The sequence below is a fragment of the Streptomyces sp. NPDC031274 genome (assembly GCF_055570235.1).
Window position 1 is genome coordinate 75,105 of the sequence record NZ_JBVIHP010000013.1, and the last position, 13,334, is coordinate 88,438.

Annotated in this window: 11 protein-coding genes; 7 read left to right on the forward strand and 4 right to left on the reverse strand. The window is 67.5% G+C overall.

The features are described 5' to 3' along the window. The first annotated feature begins 127 nt into the window (after positions 1–127). The 3 genes from ACZ5CR_RS21540 to ACZ5CR_RS21550 all read left to right on the forward strand — a co-directional run bounded on the left by ACZ5CR_RS21540 (position 128) and on the right by ACZ5CR_RS21550 (position 1,897). On the forward strand, positions 128–343 hold the full coding sequence (locus ACZ5CR_RS21540) for a DUF5326 family protein (RefSeq protein ID WP_453540422.1): 216 nt from the start codon (positions 128–130) through the stop codon (positions 341–343). Between the two features lie 287 nt (positions 344–630). Continuing rightward, positions 631–1,356 carry an IclR family transcriptional regulator gene (locus ACZ5CR_RS21545; protein WP_468859959.1) on the forward strand — a complete coding sequence of 242 codons (726 nt, stop codon included), beginning with the start codon at positions 631–633 and terminating at the stop codon, positions 1,354–1,356. 103 nt (positions 1,357–1,459) lie between these two features. Further along, positions 1,460–1,897: an SsgA family sporulation/cell division regulator gene (locus tag ACZ5CR_RS21550; protein WP_453540425.1), complete on the forward strand. Its 438-nt coding sequence runs from the start codon at positions 1,460–1,462 to the stop codon at positions 1,895–1,897. A gap of 124 nt (positions 1,898–2,021) precedes the next feature. On the opposite strand, the gene ACZ5CR_RS21555 is transcribed toward ACZ5CR_RS21550, so the two are convergent. Next, positions 2,022–3,419: a YibE/F family protein gene (locus ACZ5CR_RS21555; RefSeq protein ID WP_468859723.1), complete on the reverse strand. Its 1,398-nt coding sequence runs from the start codon at positions 3,417–3,419 to the stop codon at positions 2,022–2,024. A 219-nt stretch (positions 3,420–3,638) separates the two neighbouring features. On the opposite strand from ACZ5CR_RS21555, the gene thiC reads away from it, so the two are divergent. Next, a complete protein-coding gene (gene thiC, locus ACZ5CR_RS21560) occupies positions 3,639–5,420 on the forward strand; it encodes a phosphomethylpyrimidine synthase ThiC (RefSeq protein WP_468859725.1) in 1,782 nt (593 codons plus the stop codon). A 91-nt stretch (positions 5,421–5,511) separates the two neighbouring features. On the opposite strand, the gene ACZ5CR_RS21565 is transcribed toward thiC, so the two are convergent. The 3 genes from ACZ5CR_RS21565 to ACZ5CR_RS21575 all read right to left on the reverse strand — a co-directional run bounded on the left by ACZ5CR_RS21565 (position 5,512) and on the right by ACZ5CR_RS21575 (position 9,034). Next, positions 5,512–6,384 carry a hypothetical protein gene (locus tag ACZ5CR_RS21565; RefSeq protein ID WP_468859727.1) on the reverse strand — a complete coding sequence of 291 codons (873 nt, stop codon included), beginning with the start codon at positions 6,382–6,384 and terminating at the stop codon, positions 5,512–5,514. 181 nt (positions 6,385–6,565) lie between these two features. Then, the gene (locus ACZ5CR_RS21570) at positions 6,566–7,675 is read right to left on the reverse strand and encodes a metallophosphoesterase (RefSeq protein WP_468859961.1); all 1,110 of its coding nucleotides are present in this window, start codon (positions 7,673–7,675) and stop codon (positions 6,566–6,568) included. Positions 7,676–7,912: 237 nt separating this feature from the next. Beyond that, positions 7,913–9,034, reverse strand: coding sequence for a LacI family DNA-binding transcriptional regulator (locus tag ACZ5CR_RS21575; protein WP_453540436.1), 1,122 nt, complete (start codon positions 9,032–9,034; stop codon positions 7,913–7,915). A 417-nt stretch (positions 9,035–9,451) separates the two neighbouring features. Between ACZ5CR_RS21575 and hisC the strand changes: the two genes are divergently transcribed. From hisC to cydB, 3 genes are all read left to right on the forward strand, one after another. Then, positions 9,452–10,531 carry a histidinol-phosphate transaminase gene (hisC, locus tag ACZ5CR_RS21580; RefSeq protein ID WP_468859729.1) on the forward strand — a complete coding sequence of 360 codons (1,080 nt, stop codon included), beginning with the start codon at positions 9,452–9,454 and terminating at the stop codon, positions 10,529–10,531. A gap of 225 nt (positions 10,532–10,756) precedes the next feature. Beyond that, complete coding sequence (locus ACZ5CR_RS21585) at positions 10,757–12,295, forward strand: cytochrome ubiquinol oxidase subunit I (protein ID WP_468859731.1); 1,539 nt, start codon at positions 10,757–10,759, stop codon at positions 12,293–12,295. 14 nt (positions 12,296–12,309) lie between these two features. After that, on the forward strand, positions 12,310–13,314 hold the full coding sequence (gene cydB, locus ACZ5CR_RS21590; protein ID WP_468859733.1) for a cytochrome d ubiquinol oxidase subunit II: 1,005 nt from the start codon (positions 12,310–12,312) through the stop codon (positions 13,312–13,314). Positions 13,315–13,334 lie beyond the last annotated feature (20 nt).

The following is a 13,334-nucleotide window of genomic DNA, read 5'->3' on the forward strand; positions in this document are numbered from 1 at the left end:
CTGCGACCTCGGGATTCCCTAGGGGGAGGATCAGGGGAGGGCAAGGGATGCGAGGCCCCCGTTGGGCCCTTCGCCGCCCTAGCATCGAATGCAAGAAGTACGACAGATGCAGAGAGAGGTAAGGACGATGGCAGCGCAGGAGATCTTCTCGGGATTGCCGTGGTGGGTGAAGTGGATCGCGGTTCCGGTCATCGCCCTGGTCGTGTTCGGCGGTCTGATAGCGACCGTTGTGGGATTCGTGGTCGGGCTGTTGTTCAAGGCACTGCTTTTCGTGGCCCTGGTGGGTGGACTCATTTACGTCGTACGGAAGTTCATATCCGGCTCGGCCTCTTCGCGTTGGTGACTTCTGGCAACAGTTCGCTCGGGTGGGGGAAGTTTCCTGGTGCGGTGCCTTAGGCCGGTGGCCACCGGTTAGAGTCCGAAAACCGACGCGGGGCGAGCCTCGCGCACGGGCGCACTGCGCTCCCACCCGTGTATCCCCGGCACGGGCGGAACCCCCAAGCGCTTCGGGAGTGAACCTTGGCCACGGTTGACACCACACCCGCCGACGTCTCGTCCAGCGACCCTCCGCACGAGGCATCACCGACCGTCACGGCATCAACTGCCACCGCGCCCACTCTCATTGGCTCGGTGCAGCGGGCGATGCGGCTGCTGGAAGCGGCCTCCGCGCATCAGGAGGGGGCGCCGGCGAAGCAGTTGGCCCGGGAGGCCGGGCTCGCGCTGCCCACGGCCTATCACCTGCTGCGCACGCTGACGCACGAGGGATATCTGTCCCGGGACAAGGGCGTGTTCGTGCTCGGCGAGGCGGCCGAGCGGCTGAGTGCGAGCGGGGCGCAGCAGAATCGTCGCGGCATGATCGGTGAGGCCCTGGAGCACTGGCGCGACGCCATCGGCGTACCGGTGTATTTCGCCTTGTACCGCGAGGGGGAGATCGAGGTCGTGGCCGTCGCGGACACGCCCGGGAATCCCGCTGTGGAGGAGTGGGCGGACTTTCGTGAGACGGGACACGCCCATGCGATCGGGCAGTGTCTGCTCGCCCAACTCGACGACGAACAGCGGCAGGACCACATCTCCCGATATCCGGTGCGGTCGATCACTCGGTACTCGGTCCGTGACGACCGGAGTTTCCTGCGCCGACTGGACGGAATGGGCCGGATGAAGCCGGTGATCGAGCGGCAGGAGTACGCGCTGGGAACGGTCTGCGCCGCGATTCCGATCACTGCGGGTAACACTGCGGCGACGATGGCGATTTCCGTTCCGGCCTATCAAGCGGATCGGCTGCTGCCTGCGGCTGAGCGGTTGCAGCACGAGATCGGCAGGCTGCTGGGGACACTTGCTTTCTCTATCAGCATCTGAAAACTCACTCCTTGTGATCTGATGTGTACGTTAAGCAAGATGCCATGAGTGTCAGGGAGTTGGTTCCTGGCCAGTCGAGCTTTAGCGACGGGGTAGGCGGGCGATGCGAGAGTCGGTCCAGGCAGAGGTCATGATGAGCTTCCTCGTTTCCGAGGAGCTGTCGTTTCGCATCCCGGTGGAGCTGCGTTACGAGACCGGCGATCCCTACGCCGTCCGGCTGACCTTCCACCTCCCCGGCGACGCTCCCGTCACCTGGGCCTTCGGGCGTGAGTTGCTGGTCGACGGGGTGGGTGAGGCGTGCGGCGAAGGTGATGTGCACATCGAGCCCACCGATCCCGAGCTGCTCGACGAGGTGCTCATCAGGCTTCAGGTCGGTGCGGACCAGGCGCTGTTCCGGGTGGGCATCCCGCCGCTGCTCGCCTTCCTGGACCGTACGGACAAGCTGGTGCCGCTGGGGCAGGAGCGGGCACTCGCCGACTTCGAGACCCACCTGGACGAAGCGCTGGACCGGATCCTCGCCGAGGAGCAGAGCGCGGGTTGATCTCGTGAACCGATGAGCGAATCCGCACGGCATTTTGGTGCATTTCATGGCATCGGCGGTGCAGCGTAACGGTAGTGCGGCGTATCGGCGGCGCAGGATGTCGGCGGCTCAAGGCATCGGCGGCTCAGGCCTTGCGGCGTCGGCCCCTTCCGCCGCGCGTCTGCTTGGCGGCCGGGGTGGCACCGCTTCCCGGTCGGCCCGCGGTGCCCGGGTGCGCCGCGCTCCCCGTCCCGCCCGCGGGGGTCGACCGGTCGGCCGAGACCACCAGGGCCGCGAGCGCGGTCGTCACCGGCACCGAGGCGACCAGGCCGATCGAACCGACCAGGGTGCGCACGATCTCCTCGGCCACCAGTTCGCTGTTGGCCACCGTGCCCACGCTGCTCTGCGCGATCGAGAAGAGCAGCAGCAGAGGCAGTGCGGCGCCCGCGTAGGCCAGGACCAGGGTGTTGACGACTGAGGCGATGTGATCGCGGCCGATGCGGATGGCCGCGCCGTACAGACCGCGCCAGCCCATCGTGGGGTTGGCCTGGTGCAGTTCCCAGACCGCGGACGTCTGCGTCACCGTCACGTCGTCGAGCACGCCGAGCGAGCCGATGATGACGCCGGCGAGGAGCAGACCGCTCATGTCGATGGACGGGTACAGGCCATGGATCAGGCCGGTGTTGTCGTCCGTGTTGCCGCTCAGCGACGCCCAGCCGATGAAGAGCGAACCGAGGAGCCCGATGAGGAGCAGAGAGATCAGCGTGCCGAGGACCGCCACCGACGTACGCGCCGTGAGGCCGTGGCACAGATAGAGCGCGATCAGCATGATGGCGCTGGCCCCGATCACCGCCACGACCAGCGGATTCGAGCCCTGCAGGATCGCGGGCAGGATGAAGAACGTCAGGACCAGGAAGCTCAACGCCAGGGCGATGAGGGCCATGAGGCCGCGCAGCCGTCCCACCACGACGACGGCGAGCGCGAAGATCCCGGCGAGCAGCGCCATGGGGAACTTCCGGTTCACATCGGTGACCGAGTACTGCAACTCCTCGGGGGCCGTGGGCTCATAGGCGACCACCACCTTCTGGCCCTGGCGCAACTGCCGTGGTGAGTCCGGCTGGACGATCTCGGTGAAGGTGCGGCCCTTGTCCTTGCCGCTGGTCACCTCGATCGTCGCCTTCTTGCAGACGCCCTTCGCGCGGGACTCCGCGGACTGCCCCTCGGCGGTGGAGGTGTCGCCGTTGGGCGGGGTCTGCGAGGCGTTCACGTCCTTGCAGGGGAGCTCCTGAAGCTTCGCGACCTCGCCCGACTGGGTCTGGCGGTCGAAGCCGACTCCGGTGCGCTCATGGGACGGCGCGCCACCGGGCCAGAACACCGCGAGCCCCACGACGACCGCCGTGGCGAAAGGAATCAGCACGGCGGCGATGACCTTGCGCAGATGCTTGGAGACGGGCGCGGCAGGACCGTGGCTGTGGGAGTGCCCGTGCGGGTCCGGCGGCACGTTCGGGGCGGGCGGCTGGGACGGCGGCTCTGTGGTGGTCACTGCCCGATCATCGCAAGAACGGAGGGGGCCCTCTGGTCAGCGCGCCCGACGGGGCGCTAGCGTGGAGTCACCTTTGCAATCGCGGGAGCTCGGAGCACCGGGCTGAGAGGGCGCTGACCTCCGTACGAAGCGGCACGAAAAGTGCACGAGCCGTACGGGATCCGCTGCGTCGACCGCCGAACCTGTTACCGGGTAATGCCGGCGTAGGGAGTAGGTCTCATGACCACATCGGACGCACGCACGCCTGCCTCGACGCAGAACCAGAGCGACGAGGCCGGGAAGTCCATCGGCTGGCACAAGGCGTATGTCGAGGGCTCACGCCCCGACCTGCGGGTGCCGGTCCGCCAGGTGCACCTCACCAACGGCAAGGCCGTGACCCTGTACGACACTTCGGGGCCGTACACCGACGAGTCCATCGACACCGACGTCCGCAGGGGCCTCGCGCCGCTGCGCGAGAACTGGATCATCGCCCGCGGCGACACCGAGGAGTACACGGGCCGCCCGCCACGCCCCGAGGACGACGGCATCAAGCACACCTCGCCGCGCGGAGGCCTGAAGAACCTCGACGCGGTCTTCCCCGGCCGCCCCCGCCAGCCGCGCCGGGGCCGCGAAGGACAGGCGGTGACGCAGCTCGCGTACGCCCGCCGGGGTGAGATCACGCCCGAGATGGAGTTCATCGGGATCCGCGAGAACCTCGACCCCGAGGTCGTGCGCGCGGAGGTCGCCGCGGGTCGCGCGGTCATCCCCGCCAACGTCAACCACCCGGAGATCGAGCCGATGATCATCGGCAAGAAGTTCCTGGTGAAGGTCAACGCCAACATCGGAAACTCCGCGGTCACCTCCTCCATCGAGGAGGAGGTGGACAAGATGACCTGGGCGACCAAGTGGGGCGCCGACACGGTCATGGACCTGTCCACCGGGCGCAACATCCACACCACCCGCGAGTGGGTCCTGCGCAACTCCCCCGTCCCCATCGGCACCGTGCCGCTCTACCAGGCACTGGAGAAGGTCGACGGCCAGGCCGAGGCGCTGACCTGGGAGATCTACAAGGACACGGTCATCGAGCAGGCCGAACAGGGCGTGGACTACATGACGGTGCACGCGGGCGTGCGCCTTCCGTACGTCCCGCTGACCGCCAACCGCAAGACCGGCATCGTCTCGCGCGGCGGCTCGATCATGGCGGCCTGGTGTCTCGCGCACCACAAGGAGAGCTTCCTCTACGAGAACTTCGAGGAGCTCTGCGAGATCCTCGCGTCGTACGACGTGACGTACTCGCTCGGCGACGGTCTGCGCCCTGGCTCGATCGCGGACGCCAACGACGAGGCGCAGTTCGCCGAGTTGCGCACGCTCGGGGAACTCAACACGATCGCCAAGCGTCACAACGTACAGACCATGATCGAGGGCCCGGGCCACGTCCCGATGCACAAGATCAAGGAGAACATCGACCTTCAGCAGGAGATCTGCGAGGAGGCGCCGTTCTACACGCTCGGCCCGCTGACCACCGACATCGCACCCGCGTACGACCACATCACCTCCGGCATCGGCGCCGCGATGATCGGCTGGTGGGGCACGGCGATGCTCTGCTACGTCACGCCCAAGGAGCACCTGGGCCTGCCCAACCGCGACGACGTGAAGACCGGCGTGATCACGTACAAGATCGCGGCCCACGCGGCAGACCTCGCCAAGGGGCACCCGGGCGCACAGGACTGGGACGACGCGCTCTCGGACGCGCGTTTCGAGTTCCGCTGGGAGGACCAGTTCAACCTGGCCCTCGACCCCGTCACGGCACGGGAGTTCCACGACGAGACGCTGCCTGCGGAGCCCGCGAAGACGGCGCACTTCTGCTCGATGTGCGGGCCGAAGTTCTGCAGCATGAAGATCTCGCACGACATCCGGCGTGAGCACGGCGGCACGCGGGATGAGATCGAGGAGGGCATGGAGCAGAAGTCCAAGGAGTTCGCGGCAGCCGGAAACCGCGTGTATCTGCCGATCGCCGACTGAGCAGCGGTACAGCAGTACAGCGGTACACGCCGTGCTTCGGGCGGACGGGCGGAGATCGCGTCCGCCCGCCCGCCCGAAGCAGCGTCATGCACTACTCCGGCTTGTGATCCGGCCCGCCGAAGTCCGGGCTTGAGAAGTCCGGGCTCGAGTAGCTCGGGCGGGATCCCGTCGCCTGACCGCCGCTCGGGCTGCTGAATCCCGGCCTGTGATAGCCGAGGTGGGGCATGCGGCCGCCCGGGTCCGTCGGTGTACGAGCCGCGTGCGCCGTCCCCGGATCCGCCAGGGCCTCCCGCAGGAACGGCAGGAGGCCGTGCTCCAGGAGTGCCTCGCCCCAGGCTTCCCTGGCGCGGGCCACCTCCTCGCTCTGTTCGCCGTACGAACCGGCCTGGAGCGAGGTGGAGCCGTTGCGCAGGGCCGTCAGGAGCAGGCCGACAGCGGCGACCAGGATGCCCCCGGCGGTGAGCGCGCCGAACAGCCATCCCGCGGTGAGCAGGGTGTCCGCGAAGGCGGGCTCGGGGTTGAGCATCTTCAGGATGTAGCCGACGAGCAGGAAGATCGCGGCGGCCGCCCCGGCGAGGACCGGTGCGAGCACCGCGACGACGGCGATGGCCCCCGCCCCTGAAGCCTGGGCGGTGACCTCCCCCATCGTGGTGGCGAGACCGAGGCCGCCGGAGCCGGCTTCCGCCGGACCCTCGGGGCTCCGCTCACGGATCGATGGTGCGGCAGATCCGCTTTCGCGCAGTTCTTCGCGGACCTTCACATAGTGCGTGTACTCGGTCGTGGCAGCGGCAGTGATCAGCGCGGTGGCGTTCAGCGCCATCGTGCGCAGTTGTTCGGGATTGAGCCGCTGGCCCACTGCGGCGAGATCAGGACGGTTCGGTGCGGTGCGCAGCGCCTCATTGAGGATTCGCTCGTACTCGGGGCGGTCCTCATTGAGCAGTTGTGGAGCGCTGGTCATGTGCATCCCCCGATGCTCCGTAGGGCTTGGGGCTCGCATGGCTACGAGCCGTCGGGCAGAAACGGAGGGGAGCCTGCTACGGATAAGCCGATGGTAGAGCCGTGACGGCACGCGGTGACAGGGGGTTTCCAGAAATTGACCCGTCGGCCCACGTGATCGTGTAGGGGTGCACCTGCCCTGTGAACGCTCAGTTATCCAAGGGCAGTTGGCAGACCAGCAGTTTTCCGGCCATGGTCACGCCGCCGTCCATGGCGATGGCCAGTCCGCCTGCGTAGATGTGCGGTCCCTCGATGACGGGTCCGCCGCCGTCCGAGTCGTCTTCGGAGCCGACGTCGCCGAGCAGATACGGGATGGGGCTGTGGCCATGTACGACGCGATGGCCGCCGTACATGTCGAGGAGCTCACGTACGGCGGAGGGGCCCGATTCGTCGCGGAAGGCGAAGCGCTTGGTGAACTTCCGGAAGAGGTCCCAGCACTCGTCCGCGTCGTTGCGGGTGAGGGTCTCGCGGACCGTGTCGTTCACGGCTTCGATCGAGTCGCCGTAATCCAGATAGGCGGTCGTGTCGGAGTGCATCAGGAGATGCCCGTCCTCCGCCTCGATCGCGTCGAGGCGGGCCATCCACTGCAGATGGTGGTCCTCCAGGCGCTCCATGTCGGTCTTCTGGCCACCGTTCAGGAGCCAGGCGGCCTGGAAGGTGGCCGTGCCCGCGCCCGAGTTGACCGGGGTGTCGCCGAAGCGCTTGGCGCCGAGCAGGAGCAGCTCGTGGTTGCCCATCAGGGCCTTGCAGTAGCCGCCTGCGGCCGCCGCCTGCGCGGACAGGCGCATCACGAGGTCGATGACGCCGATGCCGTCCGGGCCGCGGTCGGTGAAGTCGCCGAGGAACCACAGGCGCGCGTTGCCCGCGGCCCAGTCGCCGTCGGCGTCGATGAGGCCCTGCTCGTGGAGGGCCGCGAGCAGCTCGTCCAGATAGCCGTGCACATCGCCCACGACGAACAGCGGACCGTGTTCGTCGGTCGGCGCCTGCGGAGGCTCGGGCATGGCCTGCACCTCCACTTGCACGGTGTCGCCGCGATTGATGACCGGCAGGTCGCGCTGGGTGGGGGTGTAGCCCTCGTCCGGCGCTCCGGTGACCTCCACCGGGGCGCCCGGAACCACCGCGCCCGCCGGACCGTCCGCCGGGCCGCCCTGGACCGGCCCGGCCTCATGGACGTACGCCGGAACGCGGAAGTCGCGCAACGTCGCCGTCCGCACATCGGGTCCCTGACCGGCCCCCTGAGTCATCGACCCCTCCACCACCATTGCGCCGCATCTGCACCGAGATCGGACTGCCTGGTCGCAGCGGCCCGCGGTGTCGTCCGCCCATCATAGGAATGCGGCTCGCGCTGTGTGGTGCACCAGGGGTGGTGAATCAGTGCTGAACCCCAGTTCACCGAGGTTTTCTCCCGAATTGGGTAGGGGTTTCCCCCCAGTCCACGACCGGGCAGTGCCGGGCAGTGCCCGGTTGACGGGGGTTCTCCCCGCGGAGCGGCCCGCTCAACCCGGTTCGGGCGAGCGGGGTGGGCTGACCGTCGTACGCGGTGGACGTCGCTCGGACGAGGTGCGCACGATCAGCTCCGTCGGTATCACCTGCTCGACGGGCCGGCCCGAATCCAGGCCTTCGATGGCGTCGATGAGCAACTGGACGACGGCTGTGCCGATGCGCCGCGGTTTGAGGGAGAGCGTGGTGATGGGCGGTTCGGTGGTGGCGTAGACGGTGGACTCGCTGCAGCAGACGAGCAGCAGGTCGTCCGGGACGCGCAGGCCGTACCGGCGGGCGGCCGCGAGGAGATCGGTGCCGTTCGGGTCGAAGAGGCCGTAGACGGCGTCGGGCCGGTCGGGTCTGGCGAGCAGCCGGTCGGCCGCGACCGCTCCGGCACACGGGTCGTGGGCCGGGTAGGACTCGTAGACCGGGTCCTGGCCGACGCGCTCGCACCAGCGTAGATAGGCGGTCGTGGACAGGTGGGTGTACGTGTCTGTGGTGGTCCCGGTGAGAAGCCCGATGCGGCGGGCTCCGGCCGCCGCGAGGTGTTCGAGGATCTCAAGGACCGCCGCTTCGTGATCGTTGTCGACCCAGGCGGTGACCGGCAGCGACCTGGCAGGACGGCCGTCGGACACCACGGGAAGGCCTTGGCGCACGAGTTCACTGACGACGGGATCGTGGTCGGACGGATCGACGACGACGGTGCCGTCGAGCGCGACGTTCGACCACACGTCGACGGGGCTGCGTCGGGAGGTGGCGGGCAGGATGACAAGGGCGTAGCCGCGGGCCAGCGCGGCCGAGGTCGCGGCTCTGGCCATCTCCGCGAAGTACGCGAATTCGGTGAAGGTGAAAGGTTCATCCCCGTAGGTCGTCACGGTCAGGCCGATGAGGCCCGACTTGCCGGTACGGAGCGTTCGGGCCGCCGCGGAAGGGCGATAGCCCAGCCGTTCGGCGACCTCGCGGACATGGCGTCGGGTGGCGTCCGGGAGCCGCCCCTTGCCGTTAAGCGCGTCGGAGACAGTCGTGATGGAGACACCGGCGGCGGCGGCGACGTCTCTGATGCCCGCTCGGCTCTGCCGGTTGCCCCGGCGGGCGGTCTCCGCTCGGCTGACCTGATGGTTCCCTGCTGCTGTCATGGCGAGCCGATAGTAGGGCTCATGGGGGTGGGTAGTGCGGGCGCATATTCACTCGTTGACAGGCACGTTTCTGCATGGCGAAAGCGGGACAATGGCCTTGGAATGCAAGGGAGTTGGGGGGCCCTGGGGTGGGCGGTCCATTGCTGTCGTGCACAGGTCTGCCGAATGGGTGAGGTCTCGAAGAGGTCTCAACTCACCTTCACGGGTGATGCGCGCCACGGAGTGAGCCACCGGCGCGTACGGGGGCGGGGAGCGCTCCCCCCTCTCTGCGCGCCTGTCGGAGCGAATATCTCTGACCCATTCGCAGCAGAGCTGAATCCTCATAAGGTGAGGAGTATTGAAGTCAGGTAGTTCAGGCGTTCAAGTGTCCAAGCGTTCAAGTGCCCGAGCGTTCGGTGTTTCAAGAGGAGGACTGCGGTGAGCGAGACAAGCCCGAGGCTGCGTGCCGAGCTGGAGGGTGTCCCCACCTACAAGCCGGGGAAGCCTGCCGCGTCCGATGGGCCGGTGGCCTACAAACTGTCCTCGAACGAGAACCCCTACCCGCCTCTGCCGGGCGTCATGGAGAGCGCGCTCGCCGCCGCGGGTACGTTCAACCGCTACCCGGACATGGCGTGCACCGGCCTGATGAGCGAGATCGCCGACCGTTTCGGGGTGCCGGTCTCGCACGTGGCGACGGGCACCGGTTCCGTCGGCGTCGCGCAGCAGCTGCTGCAGGCCACGTCGGGCCCGGGTGACGAGGTCATCTACGCCTGGCGGTCCTTCGAGGCGTACCCGATCATCACGCAGGTGAGCGGTGCCACGTCGGTGAAGGTGCCGCTGACGTCGGAGGACGTCCACGACCTGGACGCGATGGCCGACGCCATCACCGAGCGGACGCGGCTGATCTTCGTCTGCAACCCGAACAACCCGACCGGCACGGTGGTGCGCAGGGCGGAGCTGGAACGGTTCCTCGACCGGGTGCCGAGCGATGTCCTGGTGGTTCTCGACGAGGCCTACCGCGAGTTCATCCGCGACACCGAGGTGCCGGACGGTGTCGAGCTCTACCGCGACCGTCCGAACGTCGCCGTGCTGCGTACGTTCTCCAAGGCGTACGGCCTCGCGGGCCTGCGCGTCGGCTTCGCGATCGCCCATGAGCCCGTGGCCGCCGCGCTGCGCAAGACGGCGGTGCCGTTCGGCGTGAGCCAGCTCGCGCAGGACGCGGCGGTGGCCTCGCTGCGGGCCGAGGACGAGCTGATGGGCCGCGTCGGCTCGCTGGTCGCCGAGCGCACGCGGGTGGTCGAGGCGCTGCGCGGGCAGGGCTGGACGGTGCCCGAGACGCAGGCGAACTTCGTGTGGCTGCGGCTCGGGGAGCGTACGGCCGACTTCGCGGCGGCGTGCGAGAAGGCCGGCGTGGTCGTGCGGCCGTTCGCGGGCGAGGGGATGCGGGCCACGATCGGGGAGACCGAGGCCAACGACATCTTCCTGCAGGCGGCGGAGGCGTTCCGCAAGGAGCTGTAGCGCTGTGACGAAGGGGGGCCGGGGACGCTGTCCTCGGCCCCCCTTCGCTGTGCCCGTGTGAGGTTCCTGGCAGTAAGGGGGGACCCCCTGTCGATGCTGCGAACCGGTACGACATAATGCTTGTGAATGTGAACGCGTTCACAAGCGTGTCCCGGTTCCTCCGAAGATCAGTGGGATTAAAGGGGCAAACTGCCGATGTGACCACGGCCGTAAGGAGAAGTCGACGTGGACCTGGCTCTAGCGCCCGAGACATTGGCGCGATGGCAGTTCGGCATCACCACCGTCTACCACTTCCTGTTCGTTCCACTGACGATCTCGCTGGCCGCCCTCACGGCGATCCTGGAGACGGCCTGGGTGCGTACGGGCAAGGAGCACTACCTCAGGGCGACCAAGTTCTGGGGAAAGCTGTTCCTGATCAACATCGCGATGGGTGTCGTCACCGGCATCGTCCAGGAGTTCCAGTTCGGCATGAACTGGTCCGACTACTCGCGCTTCGTCGGTGACATCTTCGGGGCGCCACTGGCCTTCGAGGCGCTCATCGCGTTCTTCTTCGAGTCGACCTTCATCGGCCTGTGGATCTTCGGCTGGGACAAGCTCCCGAAGAAGCTGCACTGCGCCACGATCTGGATCGTCTCCGTCGGGACCATCGCGTCGGCGTACTTCATCATCGCCGCCAACGCCTTTATGCAGCACCCGGTCGGCTACAAGATCGTGGAGCGGGACGGCACCAAGCGCGCGGAGCTCACCGACTTCTCGAAGGTGCTCTTCCAGGAGACGACGCTGGTCAACTTCTTCCACGTCATCTCTGCGGCCGTCCTGGTCGGCGGCGCCTTCATGACCGGGATCGCGATCTTCCACCTGCGCAAGAAGCGGCACATCCGCACCATGCGGATGTCGATGCGGCTCGGCCTGATCACCGCGTTCGTCGGCACCCTGCTCACCGTGGTCAGCGCCGACACCCTCGGCAAGGTCATGTACGAGCAGCAGCCGATGAAGATGTCGGCCGCCGAGGCCCTGTGGGAGTCGGAGAAGCCTGCGCCGTTCTCGCTCTTCGCGTACGGCGATGTGTCCAAGGGACACAACGACGTGGCCATCGAGATCCCCGGGATACTGTCCTTCCTCGCCAAGAACAACTTCAGCGCCGAGATCCCCGGCATCAACGACCTGAACAAGGAAGCGCAGGAGAAGTACGGGCCCGGCGACTACCGCCCCAACATCCCCACCGCCTACTGGTCCTACCGCTGGATGATCGGCTTCGGCGGGGTCTCGATGGCCCTGTGCACCGCCGGGCTCTACCTCACGCGGAAGAAGTTCTGGCTCGCTCCGGAGCACCGCACGGGCGAGGACGACGTGCCCAAGCTCATGCTCACCAAGAACAAGGAGCTGACGCCGAAGCTCGGCAACTGGTGGTGGCGGCTCTCCCAGTGGACGCTGATCTTCCCCCTCATCGGCACCGCCTGGGGCTGGATCTTCACCGAGACCGGACGTCAGCCCTGGGTGGTCTACGGCGTCCTGAAGACCAAGGACGGGGTCTCACCAGGGGTTTCGCAGGGTGAGGTGATCACCTCGCTGATCGTGTTCACCGCGATCTACGCCATCCTCGCCGTGATCGAGGTGAAGCTGCTGCTCAAGTACATCAAGCAGGGCCCGCCCGAGCTCACCGAGGCCGATCTCAACCCGCCCACCAAGATCGGCGGCCCGGGAGCAGGCTCGGGCCCGGACAGTGACGAAGACGCCGACCGGCCCATGGCCTTCTCGTACTGAGGGAGTTGATCGACATGGAACTTCACGACGTCTGGTTCGTGCTGATCGCCGTTTTGTGGATCGGCTACTTCTTCCTGGAGGGCTTCGACTTCGGCATCGGCGTCCTCACCAAGCTGCTCGCCCGTGACCGGACCGAGAAGCGGGTCCTCATCAACACCATCGGTCCGGTGTGGGACGGCAACGAGGTGTGGCTGCTCACGGCGGGCGGTGCGACCTTCGCGGCCTTCCCCGAGTGGTACGCGACGCTCTTCTCCGGCTTCTATCTGCCGCTTCTGATCATCCTGCTCTGCCTGATCGTGCGCGGTGTCGCCTTCGAGTACCGGGCGAAGCGGCCCGAGGAGAAGTGGCAGCGCAACTGGGAGCAGGCCATCTTCTGGACCTCGCTGATCCCGGCGGTGATGTGGGGCGTGGCCTTCGCCAACATCACGCGCGGCGTGAAGATCGACGCCCACAAGGAGTACGTGGGCAACTTCTGGGACCTGCTCAACCCGTACTCGATCCTGGGCGGCCTGGTCACCCTGACGCTGTTCACCTTCCACGGCGCGGTGTTCGCCTCGCTGAAGACGGTGGGCGACATCCGGATGCGGGCGCGGAAGCTGGCGCTGAGGCTCGGCCTGGTGACCGCTGTCCTGGCGCTCGGGTTCCTGATCTGGACGCAGGCGGACAGCGGCGACGGCAAGAGCCTGGTCGCGATGGTCGTGGCCGTGGTCGCCCTTGTCGGTGCGATCGGGGCGATCAAGGCGGGGCGCGAGGGCTGGTCGTTCGCGCTCTCGGGGATCACGATCGCGGCAGCTGTCGCGATGCTTTTCCTCACGCTCTTCCCGAACGTCATGCCGTCGTCGCTGAACGAGGAGTGGAACCTCACGGTCACCAACGCCTCGTCGAGTCCCTACACCCTGAAGATCATGACCTGGTGCGCGGGCATCGCGACGCCGATCGTGCTGCTCTACCAGTCGTGGACCTACTGGGTGTTCCGCAAGCGGATCGGGACGCAGCACATTGCGGATGCGGCGCACTGAGTTCCTGTTCGCGGGCCCCT